This window comes from Caulobacter sp. SSI4214 (assembly GCF_012184455.1).
GTDB classification, from domain to species: Bacteria; Pseudomonadota; Alphaproteobacteria; order Caulobacterales; family Caulobacteraceae; genus Caulobacter; species Caulobacter vibrioides_E.
In genome coordinates this window covers 60,102-85,374 of the sequence record NZ_SZWJ01000009.1, presented here as the reverse complement: position 1 = coordinate 85,374, position 25,273 = coordinate 60,102, and the positions used below count along the sequence as shown (strand labels likewise).

At 68.3% G+C, this 25,273-nt stretch carries 23 protein-coding genes, 1 tRNA gene and 1 pseudogene; 13 read left to right on the top strand and 12 right to left on the bottom strand.

From position 1 onward, the window contains the following. Both FCU40_RS04750 and FCU40_RS04745 read left to right on the top strand, forming a co-directional pair. Positions 1 to 282, top strand: a pseudogene (locus FCU40_RS04750) (hypothetical protein); the annotation flags it as partial. 153 nt (positions 283 to 435) lie between these two features. Further along, positions 436 to 2,421, top strand: a complete 1,986-nt coding sequence (locus FCU40_RS04745; RefSeq protein WP_004620142.1) for a potassium transporter Kup — start codon at positions 436 to 438, stop codon at positions 2,419 to 2,421. A 44-nt stretch (positions 2,422 to 2,465) separates the two neighbouring features. Here the strand turns inward: FCU40_RS04745 and FCU40_RS04740 are convergent, their stop codons facing one another. Beyond that, positions 2,466 to 3,353: a substrate binding domain-containing protein gene (locus tag FCU40_RS04740; RefSeq protein ID WP_168073222.1), complete on the bottom strand. Its 888-nt coding sequence runs from the start codon at positions 3,351 to 3,353 to the stop codon at positions 2,466 to 2,468. A 113-nt stretch (positions 3,354 to 3,466) separates the two neighbouring features. Between FCU40_RS04740 and FCU40_RS04735 the strand changes: the two genes are divergently transcribed. Then, the gene (locus FCU40_RS04735; protein WP_168073220.1) at positions 3,467 to 4,651 is read left to right on the top strand and encodes an MFS transporter; all 1,185 of its coding nucleotides are present in this window, start codon (positions 3,467 to 3,469) and stop codon (positions 4,649 to 4,651) included. 3 nt (positions 4,652 to 4,654) lie between these two features. Here the strand turns inward: FCU40_RS04735 and FCU40_RS04730 are convergent, their stop codons facing one another. Continuing rightward, positions 4,655 to 5,590: a Gfo/Idh/MocA family oxidoreductase gene (locus tag FCU40_RS04730; RefSeq protein ID WP_168073218.1), complete on the bottom strand. Its 936-nt coding sequence runs from the start codon at positions 5,588 to 5,590 to the stop codon at positions 4,655 to 4,657. A gap of 113 nt (positions 5,591 to 5,703) precedes the next feature. Here FCU40_RS04730 and FCU40_RS04725 point away from each other — a divergent pair, with 113 nt between their 5' ends. From FCU40_RS04725 to FCU40_RS04715, 3 genes are all read left to right on the top strand, one after another. Continuing rightward, complete coding sequence (locus FCU40_RS04725) at positions 5,704 to 6,729, top strand: NADP-dependent oxidoreductase (RefSeq protein WP_168073216.1); 1,026 nt, start codon at positions 5,704 to 5,706, stop codon at positions 6,727 to 6,729. 398 nt (positions 6,730 to 7,127) lie between these two features. Continuing rightward, positions 7,128 to 9,122, top strand: coding sequence for a glucans biosynthesis glucosyltransferase MdoH (gene mdoH / locus FCU40_RS04720; RefSeq protein WP_168073214.1), 1,995 nt, complete (start codon positions 7,128 to 7,130; stop codon positions 9,120 to 9,122). 89 nt (positions 9,123 to 9,211) lie between these two features. Next, positions 9,212 to 10,108, top strand: coding sequence for a cobalamin biosynthesis protein CbiG (locus tag FCU40_RS04715; RefSeq protein WP_168073212.1), 897 nt, complete (start codon positions 9,212 to 9,214; stop codon positions 10,106 to 10,108). Here the strand turns inward: FCU40_RS04715 and FCU40_RS04710 are convergent. Then, on the bottom strand, positions 10,105 to 11,517 hold the full coding sequence (locus FCU40_RS04710; RefSeq protein ID WP_168073210.1) for an MATE family efflux transporter: 1,413 nt from the start codon (positions 11,515 to 11,517) through the stop codon (positions 10,105 to 10,107). The two genes, FCU40_RS04715 and FCU40_RS04710, sit on opposite strands and share 4 nt — an antisense overlap. A gap of 146 nt (positions 11,518 to 11,663) precedes the next feature. On the opposite strand from FCU40_RS04710, the gene FCU40_RS04705 reads away from it, so the two are divergent. Together FCU40_RS04705 and FCU40_RS04700 are read left to right on the top strand one after the other, a co-directional pair. Continuing rightward, complete coding sequence (locus tag FCU40_RS04705; RefSeq protein ID WP_168073208.1) at positions 11,664 to 12,671, top strand: SDR family oxidoreductase; 1,008 nt, start codon at positions 11,664 to 11,666, stop codon at positions 12,669 to 12,671. An 82-nt stretch (positions 12,672 to 12,753) separates the two neighbouring features. Beyond that, positions 12,754 to 13,143: a VOC family protein gene (locus FCU40_RS04700; RefSeq protein WP_168073206.1), complete on the top strand. Its 390-nt coding sequence runs from the start codon at positions 12,754 to 12,756 to the stop codon at positions 13,141 to 13,143. A gap of 5 nt (positions 13,144 to 13,148) precedes the next feature. Here FCU40_RS04700 and FCU40_RS04695 read toward each other — a convergent pair whose 3' ends face one another. The 4 genes from FCU40_RS04695 to FCU40_RS04680 form a co-directional block, all read right to left on the bottom strand. Next, on the bottom strand, positions 13,149 to 13,730 hold the full coding sequence (locus FCU40_RS04695) for a DUF2239 family protein (protein WP_168073204.1): 582 nt from the start codon (positions 13,728 to 13,730) through the stop codon (positions 13,149 to 13,151). Continuing rightward, positions 13,727 to 14,062: a GIY-YIG nuclease family protein gene (locus FCU40_RS04690; protein WP_168073202.1), complete on the bottom strand. Its 336-nt coding sequence runs from the start codon at positions 14,060 to 14,062 to the stop codon at positions 13,727 to 13,729. Before FCU40_RS04690 ends, FCU40_RS04695 begins: the two co-directional genes overlap by 4 nt. Before the next feature lie 68 nt (positions 14,063 to 14,130). Continuing rightward, positions 14,131 to 14,517 (bottom strand): hypothetical protein, encoded by a 387-nt coding sequence (locus tag FCU40_RS04685; protein ID WP_004620117.1) that lies wholly within the window; start codon positions 14,515 to 14,517, stop codon positions 14,131 to 14,133. A gap of 214 nt (positions 14,518 to 14,731) precedes the next feature. Further along, positions 14,732 to 14,822, bottom strand: a tRNA-Ser gene (locus FCU40_RS04680). A 69-nt stretch (positions 14,823 to 14,891) separates the two neighbouring features. On the opposite strand from FCU40_RS04680, the gene FCU40_RS04675 reads away from it, so the two are divergent. The 4 genes from FCU40_RS04675 to FCU40_RS04660 are packed head-to-tail and all read left to right on the top strand — an operon-like array spanning position 14,892 to position 19,615. Continuing rightward, positions 14,892 to 16,466, top strand: a complete 1,575-nt coding sequence (locus tag FCU40_RS04675; RefSeq protein ID WP_168073200.1) for an exopolysaccharide biosynthesis polyprenyl glycosylphosphotransferase — start codon at positions 14,892 to 14,894, stop codon at positions 16,464 to 16,466. Between the two features lie 10 nt (positions 16,467 to 16,476). Then, positions 16,477 to 17,916, top strand: coding sequence for a lipopolysaccharide biosynthesis protein (locus FCU40_RS04670; protein ID WP_168073189.1), 1,440 nt, complete (start codon positions 16,477 to 16,479; stop codon positions 17,914 to 17,916). Next, a complete protein-coding gene (locus FCU40_RS04665) occupies positions 17,913 to 18,842 on the top strand; it encodes a glycosyltransferase family A protein (protein WP_168073188.1) in 930 nt (309 codons plus the stop codon). The genes FCU40_RS04670 and FCU40_RS04665 overlap by 4 nt, the downstream gene beginning before the upstream one ends. Then, positions 18,842 to 19,615, top strand: coding sequence for a polysaccharide deacetylase family protein (locus FCU40_RS04660; RefSeq protein WP_168073187.1), 774 nt, complete (start codon positions 18,842 to 18,844; stop codon positions 19,613 to 19,615). The genes FCU40_RS04665 and FCU40_RS04660 overlap by 1 nt, the downstream gene beginning before the upstream one ends. Here the strand turns inward: FCU40_RS04660 and FCU40_RS04655 are convergent, their stop codons facing one another. From FCU40_RS04655 to FCU40_RS04645, 3 genes are all read right to left on the bottom strand, one after another. Further along, positions 19,616 to 20,854: an O-antigen ligase gene (locus tag FCU40_RS04655; RefSeq protein WP_168073230.1), complete on the bottom strand. Its 1,239-nt coding sequence runs from the start codon at positions 20,852 to 20,854 to the stop codon at positions 19,616 to 19,618. 2 nt (positions 20,855 to 20,856) lie between these two features. Beyond that, positions 20,857 to 21,558, bottom strand: a complete 702-nt coding sequence (locus FCU40_RS04650; RefSeq protein WP_168073186.1) for a CpsD/CapB family tyrosine-protein kinase — start codon at positions 21,556 to 21,558, stop codon at positions 20,857 to 20,859. A gap of 74 nt (positions 21,559 to 21,632) precedes the next feature. Further along, positions 21,633 to 23,138: a GumC family protein gene (locus FCU40_RS04645; RefSeq protein WP_168073185.1), complete on the bottom strand. Its 1,506-nt coding sequence runs from the start codon at positions 23,136 to 23,138 to the stop codon at positions 21,633 to 21,635. An 85-nt stretch (positions 23,139 to 23,223) separates the two neighbouring features. Here FCU40_RS04645 and FCU40_RS04640 point away from each other — a divergent pair, with 85 nt between their 5' ends. Continuing rightward, positions 23,224 to 23,970, top strand: a complete 747-nt coding sequence (locus tag FCU40_RS04640; protein WP_168073184.1) for a polysaccharide biosynthesis/export family protein — start codon at positions 23,224 to 23,226, stop codon at positions 23,968 to 23,970. A 51-nt stretch (positions 23,971 to 24,021) separates the two neighbouring features. Here the strand turns inward: FCU40_RS04640 and FCU40_RS04635 are convergent, their stop codons facing one another. Together FCU40_RS04635 and FCU40_RS04630 are read right to left on the bottom strand one after the other, a co-directional pair. Beyond that, positions 24,022 to 24,300: a sel1 repeat family protein gene (locus FCU40_RS04635; protein ID WP_004620101.1), complete on the bottom strand. Its 279-nt coding sequence runs from the start codon at positions 24,298 to 24,300 to the stop codon at positions 24,022 to 24,024. Positions 24,301 to 24,472: 172 nt separating this feature from the next. Beyond that, on the bottom strand, positions 24,473 to 25,198 hold the full coding sequence (locus FCU40_RS04630) for a glutathione S-transferase N-terminal domain-containing protein (RefSeq protein WP_168073183.1): 726 nt from the start codon (positions 25,196 to 25,198) through the stop codon (positions 24,473 to 24,475). Positions 25,199 to 25,273: the final 75 nt, after the last annotated feature.

Sequence of the window (25,273 nt, the reverse complement as noted above, 5' to 3'; positions counted from 1 at the left end):
GCGCCGCCGCCGCCCCTGCCCGACACGCCGCCGCCGCTGCGTCGGCGCTCCTCGTTCGATTCGGCGCCGAGCGCCTCCGCGACGCCCGCTCGCCCCTCGCAAGCGCCGCCCCGGCCCGCGCCCGAAGTCGACGATATGTTCGGCGACCCGCCCTGGGACGACGACGATCAAGCCGCGCCGCCGCCTAAACCCGCCGCCACGCCGAGCTACAAGCCCGTCTCCAAGGCCCGCCGCGAAACGAACGCCGACCAGGACGATCTGCCGTTCGATCTGGATGACTGAAGTCGGCCCACCTCGGACTCTCCGAGGCTTCCCGATCACGCTTTCGACAACCCGTACCGCTGCGTCGATTTTTTGGATTGCTGCGACGCGAACGCCAGCGTAAAGCGCGCGCCGTCGGCCCTGGAGCCGGCGCTTTGGAGCCTCGAGCTTTACATGGCGGGCAAAGAACCCCTCGCCGTCTCCGACTCTTCCCCCACCACATCCCAGACGCCCGTTTCCGCGCAAGCCGCTCCGCATGGCCACGCGACGGGACGTTTCTGGCCGCTGGCCCTGGGCAGCGTGGGCGTCGTGTTCGGCGATATCGGCACCAGCCCTCTCTACGCCTTCCGCGACGCGCTGGCCGAAGCCGCGCGCGACGGCCTGGTGCGGTCGGAGATCCTGGGCGTCCTTTCATTGGCGCTGTGGGCGCTGATCCTGGTCGTCACGGTCAAGTACGTCCTGTTCCTGATGCGCGCCTCGAACAACGGCGAGGGCGGGGTGCTGTCGCTGATGGCCCTGGCGCAGCAAGGGGCGCGCGGCCGCACACGCATGATCTTCGCCCTGGGCGCCATCGGCGCGGCCCTGTTCTACGGCGACGGCGTCATCACCCCTGCCGTCTCCGTCCTGTCGGCCGTCGAGGGCCTGAAGTCCGTGCGCGGCTTCTCGGGCTGGTTCGGCACCCAGGAGGTGATCGTCGTCAGCCTGGTGATTCTGACCGCGCTCTTCACCTTCCAGGCCAAGGGCACGGCCAAGGTCGCCGGCATCTTCGGCCCGATCATGGTGGCATGGTTCCTGTGCATCGGCGCCATGGGCCTGTGGCACATCCGCGAGGAGCCGAGCGTCCTGGCGGCGATCTCGCCGACCTACGCCGTCGGTTTCCTGGCTCACCACGGCCTGACCGGCTTCATGGTCATGGGCGCGGTGTTCCTGACCGTCACCGGCGCCGAGGCGCTGACCGCCGACATGGGCCACTTCGGTCGCGGCCCCATCCAGGTGTCGTGGATCGCGCTGGCCCTGCCGATGCTGGCGCTGAACTATTTTGGCCAGGCGGCCTTGGCCTCCAAGGCCCTGGCGGTGGCTCAGGCCGCCCACCAGACCCTGCCCAACGCCGACTGGTTCTTCCTGATGGCGCCGCATCAGTGGCGCTTTGGCCTGGTGCTGTTCTCTGGCCTGGCCACGGTCATCGCCAGCCAGGCGGTGATCACCGGCGCCTTCTCGCTGACCCAGCAGGCGATCCAGCTGGGCCTCTTGCCCCGCATGGAGATCAAGATCACCTCGACCACCGAGGCCGGCCAGATCTATGTCGCGCCGATCAACTGGATGCTGTTCATCGGCGTCGTGCTGGTGGTGCTGTCGTTCCGCTCGTCCAGCGCCTTGGCCCACGCCTACGGCATCTCGGTCACCGGCACGATGGTGGTGACCACCATGCTGGCCTACATCGTCGTGCGCCACGTGTGGAAATGGAGCCTGGCCGCGTCCCTGGCCCTGATCGTGCCACTATTTGCCCTGGACCTGACCTTCTTCGTCGCCAACCTGCTGAAGGTGCTGACCGGCGGCTGGGCCCCGTTAGCGCTGGGCGCGGGCCTGTGCCTGATGATGTCGATCTTCGTCAGCGCCACCGAGCGCCTGCGCGACAAGCTCAGCAAGGACGGCCTGCCGTTCGCCGATTTCCGCGAGATGATCGCGCGTCGCCCGACCGCCTCCACCCCCGGCACGGCGGTGTTCCTGACCTCGGACCCGGACACCACCCCGCCGGCCCTGATGCACAGCCTCAAGCACTTCAAGGTGCTGCACGAGCGCAACATCATCCTGAAGGTGGTCAACGAGACGAGCCCCTATGTGCAGGAGGACAAGCGGATCGAGACCCAGGCTCTGGACGAGCGCTTCTGGCTGGTGACGCTGCATTACGGCTACATGGAAAGCCCGAACATCCCCAAGGCCCTGGCCGCCTGCCGCAAGCAGGGCCTGAAGTTCGACATCATGAGCACATCGTTCTTCGTCAGCCGCCGCGCCATCGTGCCGTCGGTGGCGCCGGACGCCCTGCCGACTTGGAAGCGCAAGCTCTTCACCTTCCTCACCCGGAACGCGGCCGACCCGACCACCTTCTTCCACCTGCCACCGGGCCGGGTGGTCGAGCTGGGCACCCAGGTCAGCCTTTAGGCAAGCAAGAGGCCGTCGCTCCCCGGAGCGGCGGCCTTTTTCGTTCAGGCCACACCCTGGCTTCTGAGGTGCCGGGCCAGGGCGTCGATGAATAGCCGCGTCTTGGCGGGAACCAAGCGAGCCGTGGGATAGACGGCCCAGATCGACCACGCCTCCAAGGTCGCGTCCGCCAGCGGGATTTCGACCAGACGGCCGGCCGCGACGTCCTCCTGGATATTCCAGCCGGACAGCATGGCGATGCCCCGACCGCCCAGGCAGGCCTCATGCAGAATCTCGACGCTGTTGGCGGTGAAGGCGCCGCTCACTCTCTGCTGGGCGACTCGCTCGCCGACCCTGAAGGCCCAGTGGGTGACGCCGGTGACCGTCAGGCACTGATGGTCGGCGAGATCCGCCAGGACGGTCGGGGCCGCGTGACGCGCCAGATAGTCCGGCGCGGCGCAAAGCTTTCTAGGATTGTCCGCCAGCCGCCGAGCGATGAGCGAATTGTCGCGAAGCACCCCGATCCGGATGGCGACGTCGATGCCGTTGGCCACGATGTCCATAATGCTATCGGTGGCCAGAAGATCGACGCGCAGGTCGGGGTTGGCCCGCATGAAGTCTGGAATCATCGGGGCGACGATCTTGCGCCCGAACGGCGCCGAGGCAGTGAGGCGCAGCACGCCCGAGGCGCCGGCGTCGGAGGGGCGAATCGCCGCCCGGGCGGCGGACTCCTCCTCCAACATGGCCTGGGCGTGCGGCAGGAAGGCTTCGCCCTCTGCGGTTAGCGACAGGGCGCGGGTGGTGCGGTGGACGAGACGGGCGGCCAGCGCCCGCTCCAGAGCGGCCAGCCGCCGCGAAGCCGCCATGGGCGGAATCCCCAGACGACGCGCGGCGGCGGCGAGGCTGCCCGCCCGCGCGGCCGCCACGAACACAGCGATGTCGGCGAGGTCCATTATATCCAATCTCGATATTCAGGCCCATCAGTAGGCGCTGATTATCATTGATTGGGATATGCCGTAAGCCTCGGTCCGACGGGAGGACAAGACGCCTTCCCCTGGAGCCCATCATGACCTTCATCAGCGCTCGCACCGACGTCTCGGCCTCGCCCATGGGGCGGGGGCTGACCTTCGCCATGGCGACCGCCGCAGGCCTGGCCGTGGCGAACATCTATTACAACCAGCCGATGCTGGGCCTGATGCAACGCGACCTGCCCGGCCCGCTCACCGCCTTCGTCCCAACCGCGACCCAGCTGGGCTATGCCGCCGGGCTGCTGCTGCTGGCGCCGCTGGGCGACCGGATCGAGCGCAAGCGCCTGATCGTGATCCAGTTCACGGCCCTCGCCTTCGCCCTGGCCCTGGCGGCCCTGGCGCCCAGCGCGGCGCTGGTGCTGGTCGCCTCCCTCTTGGTGGGCATGGCCGCGACGGTCGCTCAGCAGATCGTGCCGCTGGCCGCGCACCTGGCCCCGGCCGAGCGGCGCGGCGCCACGGTCGGCGTCGTGATGTCGGGACTGCTGTGCGGCATCCTGCTGAGCCGCACGGTGGCGGGCTTCGTCGCCACGGCCTGGGGCTGGCGCGCGATGTTCTGGCTCGGCGCGCCCATCGCCGCCGCCGCCGGCGCGCTGATGGCCGCCACCTTGCCGCGCAGCAGGCCCGACAGCGATCTGTCGTATGGCGCTCTGCTCGGCTCGCTGGGAAAGCTGTGGGGGGAGTTCCCGGCCCTGCGTTTGGCGGCCTTCACCCAGGCCAACCTGTTCGCCGCTTTCACGGCCTTCTGGACGATCCTGGCCCTGCACCTGCGCGAGCCGCGCTTTGGCCTTGGCGCCGACGTGGCCGGGCTGTTCGGGATCGTCGGCGTCGTCGGCGTGCTGGCCGCGCCGGTGGCGGGACGGGTGGCCGACAAGCGCGGACCGCACCTGACGATCGCCCTCGGCGCGATCCTGACCCTCGCCGCCTGGCTGGTCTTTGGCCTCTGGAAAGCGATCCCGGGATTGCTTATGGGGGTCGTCCTGCTGGACTTCGCCGTCCAAGGCGCGCTGGTCTCGAACCAGCACCTCGTCTACGCCCTGAAGCCGCAGGCGCGGGCCCGGCTGAACACCCTGTTCATGGGCGCGATGTTCCTGGGCGGCGCGGGCGGCTCGGCGGCCGCGGCGGCGGCCTGGACCTGGGGCGGCTGGAGCGCGGTCGCCGTGCTGGGCGGCGGCCTCGCGGCCATCGCGACCCTGCTGCAAATATCGGGCTTCCGGAAACGGTAGGGATCAGCCCTCGACCGCCTGCTCCACGGCCAGCGCCAGGTCCAGCGCGCGGGCGGCCTCCTCGCCGGTCACCACCGGCCGGCGGGCCTCGCCGCGCACCGCCTTCAGGAAGCCGGCGACCGACAGGCCCAGCGGGTCCTTGCCGGCCGGGGTCTCGGTGAAGTTCTCGATCAGCGGGAACGGCGTGGTGTTGCGGAAGGTGCGGGCCAGAAAGTCGATCTCGACCTCGCCCGACGGATAGACGACCTTCATGGTGCGCTCGCGGGCCTCCGCGACACGGGAGCTGTCGAACAGGGCCGTGAAGCCATTGTCGAAGGTGGCCTCGGCCTTGACCCAGTCCAGCGAGGTCGACCGGGTGATGGCCCCCTCGCCTTCCACCGCGATCGGCTCGCCGTCGCAGAGCGCCAGGGCCAGGTCGATGTCGTGGATCATCAAATCGAGCACCACGGAGACATCGAGATTGCGGTCCGAGGGCGTGCCGCGACGCACCGCCTCCAGCCGCAGCGGCTGTTCGGGGATGTCCAGAAGACCCATGGCCTGGAACACGACCCGCTCCTGGTGTCCGCAAGCGAGCGGGACGCCGGCCTTGGCGGCGGCGGCGACCATCTTGTCGGCGTCTTCCGGCGCGCAGGCGATCGGCTTCTCCGAATAGACAGGCTTGCCCGCCTTCAGGGCCGCCAGCGCCGGCGCCGCGTGGTGGACGGCCGGGGCGGCGACCGTGACCACGTCCACGGCGGCCAGGAAAGCGTCGATATCGTCGAAGGCCCGGGCGCCCAACGGACCGGCCAGAGCCTCCGCTCGCGCCAGGTCGACGTCATAGACGCCCGCAAGGGTCACCCCCTCCAGCTCGACGTACTTCTTGGCGTGGTAGCCGCCGAACACGCCGGCGCCGACGACGCCAGCCTTCAGAAGCGCGGAGGAAGAGCGGTCTTGGGTCATGGGCGGTGTCTACCCCGCTTCGCGGCCGCATAGAAGCACTGGAGCCTTCCGTAAGGGCGCGCTAAACATCCGTTTAAATACGCAACGCTCCGATCGGAGCCAGGGAGATAATCATGACCACCTCGCGCGAGATCCGCCTGAAGAGCCGCCCGGTGGGCCTGCCCAAGGCCTCGGACTTCGAGCTGGCGACCGTCGAGCTTCCGGCGCCCGGCGACGGCGAGGTCCAGGTCTGTAACCTCTGGATGTCGGTCGACCCCTATATGCGCGGACGCATGTACGATCGCCCCAGCTACGTGCCGCCGTTCCAGATCGGCCAAGCCCTGCAGGGTGGCGCGATCGGCGAGGTCGTCGCCTCCAACGATCCGGACTTCAAGCCGGGCGACATCGTCAACTCGATGTTCGGCTGGCGCGAGGCCTTCAACGCCCATCCCAAGTCGCTGGCCGCCGCCGGCCTGGGCGCGATCACCAAGATCGAGACCCACGGCCTGCCGCCCCAGGCGTTCCTCGGCGTGGTCGGCATGCCGGGTCTGACCGCCTATGTCGGCCTGCTGCGCATCGCGGCGCTGAAGGACGGCGACGTCGTTTTCGTCTCGGCCGCCGCCGGCGCGGTCGGCTCGGTCGTCTGCCAGATCGCCAAGCTGAAGGGCCACACCGTGATCGGCTCGGCCGGCGGGCCCGAGAAGGTCGCGTTCCTCAAGTCGATCGGCGTCGACCACGTCATCGACTACAAGGCCACCCCAGACGTGGTCGCGGAGCTGGCCAAGGTCGCGCCGAAGGGCATCGACGTCTATTTCGAGAATGTCGGCGGCGTGCACCTGGAGGCGGCGATCAACTCGGCCCGCCCGTTCGCCCGCTTCGCCCTGTGCGGGATGATCTCGCAGTACAACGAGACCGGTAAGCCGGAAGGCCCGCCGAACATCATTCAGGCCGTTGGCAAGAGCCTGCGCCTGGAAGGCTTCATCGTCTCCAACCACGCCGACCTGTTCCCGCAATTCGCCAGGGACATGGCCGAATGGATCAAGGCCGGGAAGATCACCTGGAAGGAGACCGTGGAGGAAGGCGTTGAGCGCGCGCCGGACGCCTTCCTGAAGCTGTTCACCGGCGAGAACCTGGGCAAGATGCTGGTCAAACTCTCCTAAGCTCCTCGTCGAGGGCGGGCTCGGGCGTGGAGCGCTCGGGCCCGCCGCTCGCGCCGCTGTGATCGTGCGTGAGAATCTCGCCGCGTCGGCGAACGACTAGACGCCGCGACAGGCGAGTGAATGATGGGCCGAGGGCCATGGCGGCCGACGGAATGGCCACGGCGACGGACTTTTCCGTTCATGCGGGACGGACGCTCTAGCCGCGCTATAAACTTTATACTTTCATAGACTTAGAATCACACCACCCGCGAGGGGACGTCGTTCGCGCGCTTGGCTTCACAGGTTTTTTCTCGCAACTGCGAAATCGGCGTGATTTCTGGTAGCGAATTTGTGATCGAGGTTTTACTGTAGGTCCGACCGGCGGCTCTCCGCGCCGGAAAGTCCGAGATCTGACCGACATGAGCGAACGCTCCGCCTCCTTCGACGTGCGCACCTCCACGAGCGTGTCCCTCGATCAGGCGATGGGTCGCCGCGACAGCGTCGAGATCCCGGTCGAGGCCCCGCTGGCCATGCCGGTCCAGCCGCTAGGCTTCTGGCAAGGCGGCCCGCGCCGGGCCGGCGCCTTGATCCCGGACATGAAGGCCCGCCGTTGGGCGCTGGGCCTGATGACCCTCGCCATGGGTTTCGCCGGCTGGAAGGCCTCCTACGACACCATCGCCCTGGGCGGCGTCACCCGGCTGGAAGCCGTGGTGCTGGTGCTGCTGGCGCCGCTGTTCCTGGCGCTGTCGCTGTGGTTCTGCACCGCGTTCATCGGCTTCCTGGTGCTGATGGGCAAGCCGAAGGACCCGCTGGGCATCGACGGCGACGCGCCCATGCCCAAGCTGCACACCCGCACCGCCATCCTCATGCCGGTCTATAACGAAGACGCGTCGGCGGTGTTCGCCCGGCTGCGCGCCATGGACGCCTCGCTGGCCGAGACCGGCCAGGCCCGTAGCTTCGACATCTTCGTGATCAGCGACACCCGCGACGCCCAGGTCGCCCTGGCCGAACAGGCCTGCTTCGCCCGCTTCCGCCGCGAGGCGAACTGCAACGTCTATTACCGCATCCGCAAGGAAAACACGGGCCGCAAGGCCGGCAACGTCGCCGACTGGGTCAGCCGCTGGGGCAGCGCCTACGAGCACATGCTGGTGCTGGACGCCGACAGTCTGATGACCGGCGAGGCCATGGTCCGTCTGGCCGACGCCATGGAGCGTCACCCGGGCGCCGGCCTGATCCAGACCATGCCGATGATCATCAACGGCCAGACGATCTTCGCCCGCACCCTGCAGTTCGCCACGCGCCTGTATGGCCGCGTCGCCTGGACGGGCCTGGCCTGGTGGTCGGGTTCGGAGAGCTCGTTCTGGGGCCACAACGCGATCGTCCGCACCCGCGCCTTCGCCGAGACCTGCGGCCTGCCGCATCTGCCTGGCCCCAAGCCGTTCGGCGGCGAGGTCATGAGCCACGACGCGCTGGAAAGCGCACTGCTGCGCCGCGGGGGGTGGAGCGTGCACCTAGCACCGTATCTGGACGGCTCCTACGAGGAAAGCCCCTCGAACCTGCTGGACTTCGCCACCCGCGACCGCCGCTGGTGCCGGGGCAACGTGCAGCACGCGCCGCTGGTCGCCCTGCCCGGCCTGCACTGGATGAGCCGCCTGCACCTGGTGATCGGCATCCTCAGCTACGCCCTGTCGCCGCTGTGGTTCGTCTGTCTGTCGGCCGGCCTGATCTCGCGCGCCCTGATGCCCGAGCTGAAGAAGGCGGCCTTCACCATGGCCGACCTGAAGGCCGCGGCCCACGCCCTGATCGACTGGCGCGAGATCCAGGCCACGGCATGGGCGATGATCATCACCTTCGTGCTGCTGTTCGGACCCAAGATCCTGGGCACGATCCTGGTCCTGACCCGCAAGGGCGAGGTCAAGGGCTTCGGCGGCAAGCGTCGCGTAGCCGCCGGCCTGGTCGTCGAGATGCTGCTCTCGGCCCTGGTCGCGCCGATGCTGATGTTCACTCAGACCCGCGCCATCGTCGAGATCCTGGCCGGCAAGGTCGGCGGCTGGGCGGCCCAGCGCCGCGACGCCGACAAGGTCGACTTCAAGGAAGCCTCTTCGGCCATGGGCTGGATCAGCGTCTCCGGCCTGGCGCTGGGCGCGCTGTTCTGGTTCACGCCGGACCTGTTCACCTCGACCGCCCCGATCCTGGCCGGCCTGATCCTGGCCGTGCCGCTGACCATGCTGGGCGCCAACAAGGTCGCCGGCCTGAAGGTTAAGACCAACGGCCTGTTCATGACCCCGGAAGAACGCCGCCCGCCGGCCATCGTGCGCGCGGCCCTGGGCGCGGCCTGCGAGCCGCCGATCCGCTGGTTCGCCCGCGACGGTCGTCCGATCGGTCCGACCAGCGAGGTGCGCGACGCGGCGTGAGCGCCTCGTCAAGCACTTTCCTGCACTGGTTTTGACGCTGTCGGCGGAGTAGAAGCGCGGCTTCCTTCCCCTCGACGGAGCCGCGTGCCGTGTCGCGTCTGTTCAGCGCCTATGTAATCGTCGACTGGAGCGCGGCGGCCAAGCCGACCACGGGCGCGGACTCCATCTGGATCGGCGTGCTCAAGCGCGACGTGCGCTTCCGCCTGACCTTCGAGAGCTACAACCCCGCCACGCGCGCCGAAGCCGAGACGCGCCTGGCCGCCGTCCTCGACGACCTGAAGAAGCGTGGCGAGCGGGCCCTGGTCGGCTTCGACTTCCCGCTGGGCTTCCCGCGCGGTCTGGCCCAGGCCCTGGCCCTGCCCGGTGAGACGCCCTGGCGCGCGGTCTGGGACCAGCTGGCCAAGATGGTCAAGGACAAGCCCGACAACACCAACAACCGCTTCGGCGTCGGTTCGGAAATCAACCGCCGCCTGACCGGCGGCCCCTTCCCGTTCTGGGGCTGCCCGCCCAAGGACGCCCTGACGACGCTGCAGCCCAAGCGCCCGCGCGAGCATGGCGAAGGCGACCTGCCGGAGTTCCGCCACGCCGACGAGGCGGCCAAGGGCGCGCACTCGATCTGGAAGCTCTATTACAACGGCTCCGTCGGCGGTCAGGCGATCATGGGCATCCCGGTCGTGCGTCGACTGAAGGACGCGCGCGGCGAGACCCTGCGCGTCTGGCCGTTCGAGACCGGCTTCAAGGCCCTGACCGAGGCGGACCTCGAAGGCGTCGCGACCGTGGTGGCCGAGGTCTATCCGTCGCTGATCAAGGCCGCGCCGGCCGCCGGCGAGGTCAAGGACCTGGCCCAGGTGCGCGGCCTGGCCGAACACTTCGCCAAGCTGGACGAGGCCGGCAAGCTGGGGGCGATCTTCGCCGCCCCGAAGGGGCTGCCCGAAGAGGCGCTGGCGGCGGCCCAGACCGAAGAAGGCTGGATCCTGGGTGCTTAAGCGCCCGTCTCGCCCGCGCGAGAAAGCGCGTCGCGCCGGTCGCGCCAGTCCAGCATCCGGAACCGCGCCACCAGGAAGCCGGCCGACAGGAAGCTGGTGACGATCACCGAGGTCACCACGCCCTCCAGGCCCATGCCGCGCGGAATGGCCAGCCACCAGGCCAGCGGACCCATGACCAGGGCGTAGCTGATCAGGTGGGTGATCGTCGGGATCCACACCTCGCCACGCGCCCGCAGGGCCTGGGCCGCCACCACCTGCACCGCGTCGGGGGCCAGGAACAGGCAGGTCAGCGCCAGGGCCGGCAGGATCAGCGCCCGTGCCGCCGGGTCGCTGGTATAGGCCAAGGCCACCCAGGACCGGGTCGGATAGAGCAGGCAGCCGGCGATCAGCCCGACGATGGCGATGACCGCGAAGGCGATCCAGCCGGCGCGGGTCATGCCCGCCGGATCCCGCGCGCCATAGGCCCGGCCCACCTGCACGGCGGTGGCGGTCGAGACGCCCAGCGGAACCATGAAGATGATCCCCGCCACGTTCAGCACGACGGCCCAGGCGGCGACGGCCAGGCCGCCTATCCAGCCAGCCACCAGGTTCATGCCGGCGAAGGCCGCGACTTCGAAGAAGTTCGACGCCCCGGCGCCATAGCCGATCTTGCGCTGCTCGGCCTCGGCGGCGCGGTCGCGAGCCGGCTTGTCGAAGACGCCCAGGGCTCGGGCGTCCTTCATGCGGGCGATGTAGAGGGCCAGGGCCGCCGTCAGGAAGGTCCGGGCCACGAAGGTCGACCACGCCGCCCCGACGGCGCCGAGGGCCGGCAGCCCCAGGGTCCCCGGCACCAGCAGCAGGTTGACCGCCAGGTTCACCGCGTTGGCGACCCACATGGCGATGGTCACGAAGCCCGGTCGCGCCAGCCCCTCCAGCCAGAAGCTCAAGACCACCGACAGGGCGTAGACCGGCAGCGACAGCGAAAAGACGATCAGCGGCGCGGCCGCGCCTTCGGCCAGGCCGTCCTTCAGGCTCAGGCCGCGCAGGAACAGCGGACCGAACGCCGCCAGCACGACCGCGCCGACAATGCCGATCCAAGCGCCGTAGACGAGGCCCCGGCGAAGCACCGCGCCGGTCTCATGGGGCTTTCCCGCCCCGATCGCCCGGGCGGTCATCACCTGCACCCCGACCAGAAGGCCGATCGACATGGTGATCAGCACCGAACTGGGGGCCCAGGCCATGGCGTGAAAGCCGAGCTGCCGCGCCGAATAGTGGCCAACGACGATGGCGTCGGTCAGGCCCATGACCATGATGCCCAGGCGCGACAGGACGACCGGCCCCGCCAGGCGGAGCAGTTCGATCAGGTCGGTCGTGATCGGGCCGCGCGGCCTTCTCGAGGAAAGCGCCGCGCCGGCCGCGTCGCGCGGCATGGTGGTCCCTCCAAGGCCAGGAAAGGGATGTCGAGAGAGGGCGCGCGAAGTGGCGCCTGCCCGTTTTGTGGGCGCCCCGCATTTAGCGCCTCTGGGAACGTCGCGCCAGCCCAGTGGTTTTCCGAGCTCCCCTTCAGGAGCGCGACATGGCCCATACCGAGACCCCTCAGTTCGAAGACGCCGGCGACCGCGTCGCCCAGGCCTATCGCGACATCCAAGCGCCGCTGGACGCCCAGGAGGAACGCTCGTTCCAGCCCAAGGACGATCAGGAAGGCCAGGCGATGCAGGCCGGCGCCCGCCCCTATCCCGCCCCGCCCTACCCCGAGCAGCATCAAGCCAAGCCCGGCGAGGAGGCCGCGCTGTCGCCAGCCCCGATGTACGACGCGCCGTTCTACAAGGGGTCGGGCAAGCTGGAGGGCAAGATCGCGTTGATTACCGGGGCCGACAGCGGCATCGGCCGGGCGGTGGCGGTTCTGTTCGCGCGGGAAGGCGCCGATATCGCTATCGGCTATCTGAACGAGGCCGCCGACGCCGAGGAAACCAAGGCCGCCGTCGAGAAGGAAGGCCGCCGCGCCATCCTGCTGCCCGGCGACGTCGCCGACCCGGCCTATGCCCAGGCGGCCGTCGAGAAGACCGTGGCGGAGCTTGGCCGTCTCGACGTCCTGGTCAACAACGCCGCGTTCCAGGCCCATGTCACCGACTTCGAGGACCTGACCGAAGAGCATTTCGACCGCACCTTGCGGACAAATCTCTACGGCTATTTCCACATGGCCAAGGCCGCCGTGAAGCACCTGCCCAAGGGCGGCGCGATCATCAACACCGGGTCCGTCACCGGCCTGCTCGGCAACAAGGACCTGCTGGACTATTCGATGACGAAGGGCGGCATCCACGCCTTCACCCGCTCGCTGGCCACGCACCTGATCCCGAAGGGCATTCGCGTCAACGCGGTCGCGCCCGGCCCCGTGTGGACCCCATTGAACCCGGCCGACAAGCTGGCCCCGGAGGTGGCCCAGTTCGGCGCCCAGACCCCAATGAAGCGCGCGGCCCAGCCCGAGGAGATCGCCCCCGCCTACGTCTTCCTCGCCTCGCCCCAGACCGCCAGCTACATCACCGGCGAGATCCTGCCGATCATCGGGGGCTATTCGGGCGGGTGAGGCCCCTCACCCGTCGATCGAAGGACGAGCTTAGGCGCGCGGCGCCGTGCTAGGAAGCGCGGCTCCCAATACGGAATCGCCCATGGCCCGCCGCGTCGCTCTCGTCACCCTGCTGGTCGCCGACTACGACGAGGCGATCGCCTTCTATGTCGGCAAGCTGGGCTTTTCCCTGGTCGAGGACACCGACATGGGCGGCGGCAAGCGCTGGGTCGTGGTCTCGCCCGGGACCGACGGAACCGACTTTCTGCTGGCCCGCGCGATCGGCGAACAGGCCAGCGCCATAGGCCGCCAGGGCGGCGGGCGGGTTTGGCTTTTTCTGCATACGGACGATTTCGCCAGCGACCACGCCCGCATGGTCGCCGCCGGCGTGACCTTCCTGGAAGAGCCCCGACACGAGGCCTATGGCACGGTCGCCGTGTTCGAAGACATCGCCGGCAATCGCTGGGACCTGCTAGAGCCGAAGAAAGGCTAAGCGCGTTAGGCGCTGGTCGCCGGATCCAGTCCGAAAGCCTCGGCCGCGTAGCGACGCAGTTGCCCGGCGATATCGGCGGGCCACTCCTCGATCCGCGCTTCGAAGCCGGCGTCGTCGCCGGCGAACAGCGCCCGCATGGCCTCCTCGAAGCCCGGCAGGTTCCCGCCCATCGCCGAGGCGAAGCGATAGGCCGCTTCGCGCGAGCCGCGGATGCGATCAGGCCCGTCGGCCGCGCGGCGCGCCGCCTCGACCAGCTTGCGCAGCGCCACCGACGCGCCGCCCGGCTGGGCCGCCAGCCAGTCCCAGTGACGCGGCAGAAGCGTCACCTCGCGCGCCACCACGCCCAGCTTTGGCCGCCCGCGTCCGCGCGGCGCATCGGCCGCCGGGGCCATGCGCGCCGCCAAGGCCTCGGGCTCGCCGCTGAGGTCGAAGTCGACCGAGCGCCCATCGGGTCCGAAGATCACGACGCCGGCTTCCCCAATCAGCTCTCGCGCGGCCAGCGCCGCGTCCAGCTTCGAGCCGACCGTTACACGCCGGGTCCCGTGAAAGACCACGTAGACCGACTCATTGTCGTCCGTTCCCGTCACATCAGCCCCCTGGCGTTAAGCGCCGCGATCCAGTGCTGGCGGCGTTCCTTCAGTCGGCTGTCGCGACCGAACCGGTCCAGCCCCTCGGTGTCGACGGCCTCGACCGCTTCGAACGCGAAGGCGTCGGGGCCATGGGCGTTCCAGGCGGTCTGCAGGCTCTTGTCGCGATGCGAACCCAGACGCAGCGAGAACCAGACGCCGCTCTGGCGGGTCGACAGGTCAGGTGTCGCGCCGACCCACGCTTCGCCGGTCGCCACGCAGCGCACGGCGTAGATCCCCGCCTCGACCTTGCGTTCCTTATATGCGCGCAGCAGCGCCTTGCGTCCGGACATGACCGCCTCCTGGACGCACGTTTTATCCGGACAATATCCGGAGTCAATAATACCCGGATAAATTAAATCTAGGCCTGGTTGGGGCGATACGTCACATAGCCCCGCTCGACCATTCGCCGCGTGGCCTCATAGACCGCCGACAGTTCCTCGAAGGCCGCGCGAAGGTGGGCTAGGCGCGTGACCTGGGCTTCCGACAGCGAAGGCCCGGCCTCGGTCATGGCGGCGGCCTCGGCCACCCATTTGGCGCGGGCGGTGGCGGCCGCCACGGCCAGCCGCTGGAAGCGTTCGCCCTCGACGCGCGCCAGCGTCGCGCCCAGCACCGCCTTGTTCGACGCGAAGGCGGTGTAGTCGATCTGCTCAAGATAGCCGCGCAACCGGCGCTGAACTTGGGGATCGACATCGGTGGGTTCGAAGTGGTCGCCGGTGCGGCGGGTGCTGGAAGTCATGATCGACATGACGCTCTCCAATCGGCCTAAAGCGGCCGCGCGAAGAAACATCATGCGCCCAAGGGCTTAAGGACCAGTTGAAGCGCGAGCCCCCTCCCTGAACATCCGCCGCCCAGTCACGGAACGAGCCGCGGAACCCGTGACCGGGGCGCGCGGCGGTGAGAATGACGAAAGGACATCGGACGTTTGCGGACGCCGGTGGATATGTCTGGAAAAAAGGGAATGGCGGAAACGGAGGGATTCGAACCCTCGATACCCTTTAGGGGTATGCCGCTTTAGCAAAGCGGTGCCTTCAGCCTCTCGGCCACGTTTCCTCCTGAGAGGGAGCGGTTCGATAGCCTGTTCGCTTCGAGAAGACAACGGCGTCGTCGCGGAAAATTACCATGTTAACGCGGCGCTCAGACGGCGAGGCTAGGTTGAACGCGGTTTTTGAAACGACAAGCGTCATGCAGCCCGCCGCTCCGCCTACCGCCGAAGCCCAACCCGCCGTCGCTTTCCTCGCGCGGGCGGACAAGCGCGCGCGCGCCGACGTCGACGGCGAAGAGGCCGGCAAGGCGCGGCGGGGTCCCTTTCGCCCCGGCCAGCTGATACCATCGCGGGCGCGACTGGAGACCCGGCCGCTGTCGCGGATCTTCCGCGTCGTCGACATCCTGGCCGCCGTCCTGGCGGCGCTGGGCGTCACGGCGGAGGGCCATCCGATCGCTGGGGGCCTGTGGGCGATCACCGCGCTGATCGGGCTGCGCGCGCTGGGCCTCTACGGCTTCCCGCGAGGCGACACCGCGCGACGCCACCTCAGTCGAGCGGCGCCGGCGCTGGCCGCGAGCTTCCTCGCCGCGTCGACCGTTGTCCTGTTGTCGGGTCATCCCGACGCCTCGACCTTCTGGACCCTGGCCACGGCCACGGTCGGACTGGCCGGTCTGCAAGCCGTCTGGTGGCGCGTGATCGCCGACGGACGCAAACAAGGTCGCCTGACGCCGAACATCGTCGTCATCGGCGCCACGGCCAACGCCGAGCGGCTGATCAACGCGGCCATGCGCACCGGCGAGGTCAATGTGCTGGGCGTTTTCGACGATCGCCTGGACCGCGCGCCCGAGACCATCATGGGCGTGCCAGTGCTGGGCGACACCAACGCCCTGCTTGACCACCGCATCATGCCCTATGTCGACCGGGTCGTGATCGCGGTGCGATCGACCGCCGAGGTTCGCGTGCGCCAACTGGTCGACAAGCTGGGCGTTCTGCCCAACCCTCTCAACCTTTTCATCGGCGTCGGAGGCCCGGCCGAGGACGACCTGGCCCTGGCGCGGATCGCGGCCGGCGGGGAAAACGAGCTCTCCGGCGCCGGGCTCTCGCCGCGCCACGCCTGGATCAAGCGCGCCCAGGACCTGACCGTCGCGATCCTGGGCCTGGTGGTCGCCGGCCCCGTCATGCTGATCGTCGCCCTGGCCGTGAAACTGGACAGCCCCGGCCCGATCTTCTTCCGCCAGCGCCGCCATGGCTTCAACAACGAGGAGATCCTCGTCTGGAAGTTCCGGTCGATGCGTCATGAGATGGCCGACGCCCAAGCCGCGCGGCAGATCAGCGCCAACGACGACCGGGTCACCCGCGTCGGCAAGTTCATCCGCAAGACGAGCCTGGACGAACTGCCACAGCTGTTCAACGTGCTGCGTGGCGAGATGTCGATCGTCGGTCCCCGCCCCCACGCGATCGGCATGAAGACCGGCGGCGTCGAGTCGGCCAAGCTGGTGGCCGAATACGCGCACCGCCACCGCATGAAGCCCGGCCTGACCGGCTGGGCGGCCATCAAGGGCTCCCGCGGCCCCGTCGATACCCCCGAGAGCGTGCGCCAGCGCGTCGCCCTGGACGTCGAGTACATCGAGCGCCAGTCGTTCTGGCTGGACCTTTACATCATCGCCATGACCATCCCCTGCCTGCTGGGGGATCGGTCGGCGGTGCGCTAGGTCGGCGACGATGTTCTGGCGCGGCGTCCTCGGCTACTTGCCGGTCAATGTCGTGCAGGGGGTGGTGGGCTTGCTCACCATCGTTCTGTTCACGCGTGTGCTGGATCCCGCCCAGTATGGCGTCTACGCCCTGGCCTTTTCGGTCGGCAGTCTGACCCAGACGATGCTGCTGACCTGGACCGAAGCGGCCATGGCCCGCTTCCTGGCGACGCGGGGTCAGGACGGACGCCTCGCCGACCATTTCGCCACCCTCTATCGGCTTTGGCTTGGCGCCGCCGTACTCGTTCCCCTGGCTTGCGCGGCCGTCATGCTGGCGCCGCTGTCCGCCCCGATGAAGGTCGCCTTGGTGGCGGCCCTTGGCTCGACCTTGGCCAACAGCCTCATGAAGCTGGCCCAGGAGCGACGGCGCGCCGCCGGCGAGGTCTCGGGCGCCGCCATCTTGGCCATCGCGCAGAGCGCGGGCGGCTTCGCGATCGGTCTTGCCCTGGCCCTTGCCGGTCTGGGCGGCGCCGCGCCGGTCCTTGGGGTCGGCGCGGTCTCGGCCCTATGCGCCGTGGTTATCCTGCCAGGCGAATTGAAACGGGTCGCCGGCGGGCGGTTCGACGCGAGCCTGGCCAGGGGCTACGCCGCCTATGGCCTGCCCGTCGCCTTGTCGCTGATCCTGGCCCTGGTGCTGGCCAGCACCGACCGCCTGCTGCTGGCCGCCTTTCTCGACGAGGCCACGGTCGGCGTCTATCACGCCGGCTATTCGCTCGGCAGCCGCACGCTGGACGTCGTCTTCATCTGGCTGGGCATGGCGGGCGGTCCGGCGCTGATCCAGGCCCTGGAACGCGGCGGTCAGGCCGCGCTCTCCGAAGCCGCGCGCGAGCAGGCCGGCTTCATGATCCTGCTGACCGCGCCGGCCGCCGTCGGCCTGGCGCTGGTCGCCCGTCCGCTGGCGGACTTGATGGTGGGCGAGGCGCTGCGGGCCGGCGCCAGCCATGTCACGCCCTGGATCGCCGCCAGCGGCTGGCTGGCGGGCATGACCACCTACTATTTGTTGCAAGCCTTCACGCTGGCGCGCCGGACTCCATTGTTGATCGTCAGCATGAGCATACCGGCGGCGGCCAATGTCTTGCTCAACCTCGCCCTCATTCCGCGTCTCGGCCTGGACGGCGCGCTGTGGGCCACGACGCTGAGCTACGGCCTCGGCGCGATCGTGGCCTGGACGCTAGGCCGTCGCGCCTGCCCTCTGCCGATGCCGCTGGACGTCTTGGTCAGGGGCGGATTCGCATGCCTCGCCATGGCCGCCTGCGTTCGCCTCGTTCCGGCGCTGGGCGGACTACCGGAATTGGCCCTGAAGGCCGGCGTCGGCGCGGCGGTCTATGGCGCCATCGTCCTGGGCCTCGATATCGGCGGCCTGCGCGCCAAGCTCAACCTGATCCTCCGGCGGAGGGCGCTCGCCCTATGACCATGCCCATCACCGAGATCCGCATCGAGAACGCCGCGTGGGCCCACGCGCGACCGCGCCTGTCGGTTCTCATTCCGACCTATCGCGACGATCCCACGGCCCTGCTGAAGGCGCTGGACGATCCCGGCGCGGGCGCCGAGGTCATCGTGCTGGATGATGGAAGCGGCGACGACGTCCTGGCCGAGCGGATCGCGCGGCGGATCAACACGTCACGCATCCCCGCCCACTTCATCCGCCTGTCCAGCAACGAAGGCCGCGCCAAGGGCCGCAATCGCCTGGCCGGCCACGCGCGCGGCGGACACTTCCTGTTCCTGGACAGCGACATGCTGCCCGACACCCATAACTTCCTGTCGCGCTGGCTCGCCGTCGCCGAAAGCGACGCGCCGGTGGCGTTCGGCGGCTTCACCATGGACCAAACGCCCCGACGCCCCGAAACCGCCCTGCACCGAACCATGGCGCTGAAGAGCGATTGCACCCCCGCCCCGGACCGCGCCAAGGCCCCCGAAAAGCATGTGTTCACCTCGAACCTGCTGGTGCGTCGGGACGTCTTCGAGACCATAGGCTTCGACGAAGACTTTTCCGGTTGGGGCTGGGAGGACGTGGAGTGGGCCATGCGCGTGGCTCGCCGGCACCCGATCCTTCACATCGACAACACCGCCTCGCACCTCGGCCTCGACAGCGCTTCGGTCATGGCTGCCAAGTACGAGCAGTCGGCGGCCAACTTCGCCCGCGTGGTCACGGCGCACCGCGACATTGTCAGCGCCTATCCCAGTTACAAGGTCGCCAGCGCGCTGAAGAACGTTCCGCTGAGCGGCGTCTGGCGACCGGTGCTCAAGCGGCTGGCCTTGGCCGAGGCGGCGCCCCTATCGCTTCGCGCGTTCGCCATGCGCCTCTATCGCGCGTCGCTCTACAGCGAGGCCGTCTGATGTCGGCCGATTTCGACAAGGTCGACGCCTACGAGCCCGATCGCTCGCTGAAGGGCAAGTTGCGCCGTCGCCTGATCCGCCTGGCTCACCGCCGACCGGCGCGCGTCAAGCTGGATCGGCCGGTGGTGTCGTTCAGTTTCGACGACGCCCCCGCCACCGCCTGCGAGGCCGGCGCCAAGGCGTTGGAGGATCGCGGTCTGCGCGGCACCTACTATTTCGCGGCAGGCCTCTCCGGACGTGATGGTCCGATGGGGCGCTTCGCCACCGGCGAGGACGCGCGTCGCCTGCATGACGCGGGCCACGAGATCGCCTGCCACACCTATTCCCACCTGGACTGCGGACAGTCCTCGGCGGCGATCACGATCAGCGACGTCGAGCGCAACGCCGAGGCCCTGGCGGCCTGGGGAACCGGCGCGCCAGTCAGCTTCGCCTATCCCTATGGCGACGTCGGCGCGCCGGCCAAGACCGCCCTCGCCGGCCGCTTCAAGACCCTCCGCGCCCTGCACCACGGCTTGATCACGAACGGCGCCGACCTGAACCAGGCGCCGGCGGTGGGCATCGAGGGCGACGACGGCGAGGCCATCGCCAAGGCTTGGCTAGACAGGGCCAAGGCCCGCAACGCCTGGCTGATCCTCTACACCCACGACGTCGCGGATCGCCCTTCGCAATGGGGCTGCACGACGGGAGGCCTGGAACGGCTGATCGACCGCGCGACGGCCGAGGGCTTCGACGTTGTGACCGTGGCCGAGGGCGCGCGCCGGATCGGCCTCTGATCAGACTTGTTCTTGCGCCCTGTCGGAAAAGGCCAGCTTGGCGGCGAGGGCGACGAAGATCGCCCAGCGGAAGTCGTTATAGACCACCGCGATGCTCTCGGTCAGGCTGACCAGGCTGTAGACGACAAGAAAAGGGAAGGCCAGCATCGCGCCTCGGTCACGGAAGACCGAGATCACCGCCAGCGCCATGGTCTGCAGGTAGAATAGTCCCCACGCGCAAAGGCCGACAATGCCCATGCCCAGCCACTGCTCGATCCACGAATTGTGGGCGTGCTGGGGCGTGAACTTGGCGTCGTGGACGATCCAGGCCAGCGGCCCCCAGCCCGACTTGTCGCTCCAGACGGCCGCATAGCCATAGCCTAGCCAGGGTCGCTCCTGGATTTGGCGCATGGCCGCGGTCCAGATTTGAGTTCGGCCTGTGAAGGTGGCGTCCTTGCCCAGGAGGTGAAAAAAGACGTCCGAGGCCAGCAGGACGAACGCGCCCAGCAGGGCCGCGCCACTGACCGCCGCCCATGTGGCGGCGGCGCCAAAGGCGGGTCCCCGTTGCGCGATCCACACGAAGCCCAGCGCCAAGAGGCCGAGCACCAGCGAGGCCAGAGAGGTCTTGGACTGCGAAAGGATCACCAGACCAAACGCCAGGGCCGCGAAGGGCAGCCAGATCCGGGCCGAGCGCGGCGTCAGCAGGGCGGTGGCGCAGAGGATGCAGATGCCCAGCGCCATCAGGCCGCCCAGGGCGTTCTTCTCCATCCAAAGCCCGCGCCAGGCGCCGGGGAAGAGCTCGGTCATGACGCCCACGCGGGGCATCGCGATACTGACAAGGTAGCTGCCAACGATCAGCAGCGCGAAGGTGATCGAGAACACCTTCGCCAAATCCGCCCAGCGAAAACGCGCCGCCAGGACCAATCCCGACATCGTCGTGCAGCCCACCGCGAAGCCGCGCCTTATCGACACATCCGGCTGAATGGACCAGTAGATCGACGCCGCCACGACGCCCATCAAGAGGATCAGAAACGGCTGCCGCAGCGTGGCCCGCAGCATGTTCCAAGGATCGCCCGCCACCAGAAAGAAGCCGAGGGCGTAGGCCGGCAGGAAGGCCACCCGCAGCAGGGCCGAAGCCGACTCGTCCGACTTTTCGCCGAAGATCGGCAGTTGCCAGCCCGAGCTGTAGATCAGCAGCATCGCCACCGCGGCGGCGATCGTCAGCGTCGAGGGCCGGAGAGCCCTGGGCTCTCCCGCCATCGTCACGGCAGGATCGCCTTCAGGAAGGCCGGCGGCTGCACCGAGACCTTGTTGAAGAACATGCCCGCGCACTGGCCGCCCGCGGCGATCAGGGCGTCTCGCAGCAAAGCCGGCTGGCGCACATCGGGCTGATCGGCCGAGACCACCAGCACCGTCTGGTCCATGTGCGAAGCGACCGTGGTGGCGGCCTGGGATCGATCGGCCGCCGGACTGTCGACCACGATCACCTCGGCGTGCTTGCGCAACGCTCGCCAATAATCGGCGGAGGGGATGACGTGGACCTGCTGGCGGCCACGCAGCGCTTCGCGATTGAAGCGAGCGATCCAAAGCCGAGGGCCGCCGACGCTGTGGCCGACCAGAAACTTGGAGTCCGGCCAGACGCCGCCTTCCGCCCGGGGCGTTGGGGGTTGAACCGTGAAAAATGCCGAACCGTCCGGCGAGGCGGCGACCGGCGGGCCCAAGGGACCAAAGCGGTTCGCCTCGGCCGCGATCGCGGCGAGCTGACTGGGATGGTTCAAATCAAGGTCGATCAGCCAGGTCTTACGGCCGGCGCGTCGCGAGGCGAAACGAGCGAACTCGCGGGCGACCGTCGAGGTCCCCTCGCCTCGCCGCGCCGAAACGAACTGGATGACGTGCGGACGCCCAGCCGGGGGGGCTCCCAGCGCGCTCCAAAGCTCCGTCATCTCGACGTTCAAGTCGACCATCTACCGAATCGCCACGCACTCAAGAGATGGCAAGTTGCGACATTAACCCTGTCGGCGAAAGGCGACGAAAACGCTCACCGCTTGTAGCCGGCGGTCGCCAGCACGGGCATGTTCAGGGTTCGCGCGGCCGAGGCCGGCGTCTGCAGCCCCGGGCGCAGGAACATGCGCACCAGGCCCGCGCACAGCGCGGTGAACAGGGCGAACACGACGGCCAGCATCAGAACCGGCTTCTTCAGGCTCTTGCCCGTCGACGGCGCGACGGCGCGCTGGACGATGCGGATATTGTCGCTGCCTTCGGCCGACATTTGGCGCTGAGCCTCGTCCTGCTGTTCCTTCACCGTGAAATCCCGGACATTCGACGACAGAACGTCGCGATCGCGGGACAGTTCGTTGAACTGAGGCTCCAGCTGGGCCAGACGCAGCAGGCGCGCGTTCACGTCCGGCACCTGCTGAGCGTAGATCGCCTGCGACTTCTGCAGCGCCGCGACCTCCGCCTTCAGGTCGTTACGGGTCGTTTGCAGGGTTTGCCAGATGGGGTTGGGGCCGCTGCGGCGCGCGCCTTCGCCCGCCGTGCGACCGGCGGCCAGGCCCTGCTCCAGCTGAGCGATCTGGGCGTTGATGTCGATGATCGGCTTGGCGTTCGGCGTGTAGCGGGCCAACAGCCCCTCGCGCTCGAGCTTCAGCTGCGCCAGCTTGGTCGAGGCCGACATGTCGGTGTCGCGATAGAGGACGGTCTCGGCGGGCGTGCGAGCGAGCTCGGCCTCGACCGCGGCCAGCCGGCCGGTCCGGTCCTGAAGTTGCGCCTCGACAGCGTATTTTTGCTGCTCGACCTGGGCCTGCAACTGGATCAGGGCCGTCTTCTGGGCGTTGAAGTCGCCGATATCGTTGGTGCTCAGAAACGCCTGATAGGCCGCGTCGGCCTCGGAGAGCTTGCGCTCGAAGATATCCCGCTGGCGCTCCAACACGCGGCTCTCTCCGCCGATCAGCAAGGTGCGGCGGTAGATGAGATATTCCTCAAGCAGGGTGTTCAGCACCTTTTCGGCCATGTCCGCGTCCTGGTGCTGGTAGGACAGGCGGATGATCGAGTTGTCCGGCGCCGTTTCGATCTTCAGATTCTTGCCGATCGCGTCGCGCGCCTCTCCCATCAGCTTCCGCTTCTCCTCCGGCGTCGCGCGGGCGTACTTGTCGGCGACCTTCGGAAAGATGGCGCCGAGGCCGAGCTTGCGGATCACGCGCTCGTGCAGTTCGCCGCTGTTGAGAATCTCGGCCTCCGACTGGATGACCTGATCGCTATTGGGCACCGCGCCGCGGCCGGCGTCGCCGGCCCGGGGTTCGTAGACATATTCCTGGCCGAGGCGAACAAAGAGGCTGGAATTGGCCGTATAGGTCTTCTTCAGCGTCATGGCGAAACCGGCGCCGAGCACCACGATCACCAGGAAGACGCCCAGCATCAGCCACTTCTCGCGCCAAAGCAGGGTGACGAAGTCGGTCGGCGCGTAACGCGGACGCGCGCCGCCCAGCCCGCCAACGCTACGAGGCGGCGGGTCGTGGGGCACGCTGATCCAGGCGCTCGTCGACATGCGAATCCGAACGGTTCAATCTGCTTCGCACCCTGGAGCGAGCAGCCTTAAGGGTTCGTTACCCATTCCTGTTAAGACTTGCCCCATGCACAGGCGCACGCATCTCTGGACGGCCTTGGCCGTGGTCCTGACGGCCAGCGGCCTCGCCGCTTGCGGGCACATCGACGCCGAACCGATCACGCCGGGGCCCAGGCCGACGGCGCGCTTCCCCAATATCGGCTATGCCGACTGGAGCGACGACGAGCCCTCCTACCGCTTCTATCCCGGCGACGAGATCGAACTGACCGTGCCCTCCGCGCCGGAGCTCAACAAGACGGTGACGGTCCAGCCGGACGGCCGCGTGTCCCTGCCTCTGATCAGTCCGGTCATGGCGGCCGATCGCACGATCCAGGACCTGGAAGGCTCGATCAGCCAAGCCTATTCCAGCCAGCTGCTGCGTCCCCAGGTGCAGATTTCGGTGAAGTCGACGACGCCGCTGAAGATCTTCGTCGGCGGCGAGGTCAAGAATCCTGGCGTCTTCGACATGGCCGGCGACGGAGACGCTCTGCGGGCCATCATCCAGGCGGGCGGCTTCACCCCCGGCGCGAAACGCAATCAGGTTGTGATTATTCGCCGCGGGCCGGACGGCAAGGCGATGATGCGCACCGCGAACATGCTCGCGGGCCTGACCAGGGGCGGCGGCGCGGACCTCGTGCCCCTGCGCCGCTTCGACGTGGTCTATGTGCCCCGCAGCGGCGTCGCCGAGGCGGGACTCTTCATGCAGCAGTATTTCCGCGATCTGCTGCCCATCAGCTTCAGCTACGCGATCAACGGGAACGTCAACGGCAACTGACCGCGACCCCGGCCCGAGCCGGGAGCGGACCGAGCCCGGAGAACCGGGCTCTTAGCCGTGGGCGAGCCATTCGCGAGCCTGGCGTTGAGCCTCGGCGACGTCCTCGCTGGCCATCTCCTGCGACAGCTCCTTGCGATAGATCTTGGCCTCGACCGACCCGCGCATGGCGGCCAGGTTGAACAGCATGTGGGCCGACACATAGTCCAGCGGCGCGCCGCCCTGACCGGTCGAATACAGCAGCCCCATCCGGAACAGCTCGTCGCCGGTGGATTCGGCGGTGGGCAGCGGCAGCGTGGCGACGACGGCCGGCGGTTCGTTCATCAACATCATGGCTCATCTCCTCTCTCAAGCTCGCCCCGGCCTTTTGCCGGATCAGAGCCTGAGAGAAGAAAAGTCCAAAGCGGCTGAACATATAGTTAAACGCGCGAACATCATGAATTTATCGACGAATACACGAGTTGTTCAAGGATATTACGCGGCGTAAAGGCCAGTATACAGCCGGTTAACGCGCCCGCTGCCCGAACAGGACTCGGCGAGCCTCTTCCGCCGCCTTTCCAGAGGCTTGCAGACCGCCCGATCTCAGTTCCGCGCCGAGCTTGAAGCCCTTCTGCACCGCTTCTCGACCGCCCACGCGCTCGAACCACGCCTTCAGGTTCGGGAATTCGTCGAGAATGATGCCCTGGTTTTTCCACGGCACAATCCACGGCCAGCTCATGAAGTCGGCGATGGACAATTGGCCGCAGATGAAATCGCGCCCCTCCAGGCGCTTGTTCAACACCCCGTACAGACGGTGTGTCTCGTTGGTGTAGCGGATGGCGCCATAGGCGATCTGACGCTGATCGGCGATGATCGAGGCGGCGTATTGGCGGAAATGGTGTGTCTGGCCAGCCATGGGGCCCAGCCCGCCCATCTGCCACATGACCCACTGGTCGATCTCGACCCGGTCCCGCTCGGTCTCGCCGTAGAACTGGCCAGACTTACGCCCCAGGTACTGCAGGATGGCGCCCGACTCGAAGATCGAGATCGGCTGGCCGTCGGGTCCCTCGGGGTCGACGATGGCCGGCATCCGGTTGTTCGGGCTGATGGCCAGGAAGTCGGGCTTGAACTGTTCGCCCGTCCCGATGTTCACCGGGATCATCTCGTAGGGCAGGCCCATCTCCTCCAGGGCGATGGACACCTTCCAGCCATTGGGCGTGGGCCAATAGTACAGCGCGATCGGTTGGCTCATCGGCCTTCTCTCCCAGTGCTTGTGATTGATCCAGAAGATGGCCGCGAGGCCGGCCCGCGCCAAGCCCTCTCGGAA

Bases quoted from the DNA above. Each gene is read 5' to 3' on its own strand.
- FCU40_RS04745 (WP_004620142.1), top strand. From the start codon at position 436: ATGGCGGGCAAAGAACCCCTCGCCGTCTCCGACTCTTCCCCCACCACA.
- FCU40_RS04740 (WP_168073222.1), bottom strand. From the start codon at position 3,353: ATGGACCTCGCCGACATCGCTGTGTTCGTGGCGGCCGCGCGGGCGGGC.
- FCU40_RS04735 (WP_168073220.1), top strand. From the start codon at position 3,467: ATGACCTTCATCAGCGCTCGCACCGACGTCTCGGCCTCGCCCATGGGG.
- FCU40_RS04730 (WP_168073218.1), bottom strand. From the start codon at position 5,590: ATGACCCAAGACCGCTCTTCCTCCGCGCTTCTGAAGGCTGGCGTCGTC.
- FCU40_RS04725 (WP_168073216.1), top strand. From the start codon at position 5,704: ATGACCACCTCGCGCGAGATCCGCCTGAAGAGCCGCCCGGTGGGCCTG.
- mdoH (WP_168073214.1), top strand. From the start codon at position 7,128: ATGAGCGAACGCTCCGCCTCCTTCGACGTGCGCACCTCCACGAGCGTG.
- FCU40_RS04710 (WP_168073210.1), bottom strand. From the start codon at position 11,517: ATGCCGCGCGACGCGGCCGGCGCGGCGCTTTCCTCGAGAAGGCCGCGC.
- FCU40_RS04705 (WP_168073208.1), top strand. From the start codon at position 11,664: ATGGCCCATACCGAGACCCCTCAGTTCGAAGACGCCGGCGACCGCGTC.
- FCU40_RS04700 (WP_168073206.1), top strand. From the start codon at position 12,754: ATGGCCCGCCGCGTCGCTCTCGTCACCCTGCTGGTCGCCGACTACGAC.
- FCU40_RS04690 (WP_168073202.1), bottom strand. From the start codon at position 14,062: ATGTCCGGACGCAAGGCGCTGCTGCGCGCATATAAGGAACGCAAGGTC.
- FCU40_RS04685 (WP_004620117.1), bottom strand. From the start codon at position 14,517: ATGTCGATCATGACTTCCAGCACCCGCCGCACCGGCGACCACTTCGAA.
- FCU40_RS04675 (WP_168073200.1), top strand. From the start codon at position 14,892: ATGTTAACGCGGCGCTCAGACGGCGAGGCTAGGTTGAACGCGGTTTTT.
- FCU40_RS04670 (WP_168073189.1), top strand. From the start codon at position 16,477: ATGTTCTGGCGCGGCGTCCTCGGCTACTTGCCGGTCAATGTCGTGCAG.
- FCU40_RS04665 (WP_168073188.1), top strand. From the start codon at position 17,913: ATGACCATGCCCATCACCGAGATCCGCATCGAGAACGCCGCGTGGGCC.
- FCU40_RS04660 (WP_168073187.1), top strand. From the start codon at position 18,842: ATGTCGGCCGATTTCGACAAGGTCGACGCCTACGAGCCCGATCGCTCG.
- FCU40_RS04655 (WP_168073230.1), bottom strand. From the start codon at position 20,854: ATGGCGGGAGAGCCCAGGGCTCTCCGGCCCTCGACGCTGACGATCGCC.
- FCU40_RS04650 (WP_168073186.1), bottom strand. From the start codon at position 21,558: ATGGTCGACTTGAACGTCGAGATGACGGAGCTTTGGAGCGCGCTGGGA.
- FCU40_RS04645 (WP_168073185.1), bottom strand. From the start codon at position 23,138: ATGTCGACGAGCGCCTGGATCAGCGTGCCCCACGACCCGCCGCCTCGT.
- FCU40_RS04640 (WP_168073184.1), top strand. From the start codon at position 23,224: ATGCACAGGCGCACGCATCTCTGGACGGCCTTGGCCGTGGTCCTGACG.
- FCU40_RS04635 (WP_004620101.1), bottom strand. From the start codon at position 24,300: ATGATGTTGATGAACGAACCGCCGGCCGTCGTCGCCACGCTGCCGCTG.
- FCU40_RS04630 (WP_168073183.1), bottom strand. From the start codon at position 25,198: ATGAGCCAACCGATCGCGCTGTACTATTGGCCCACGCCCAATGGCTGG.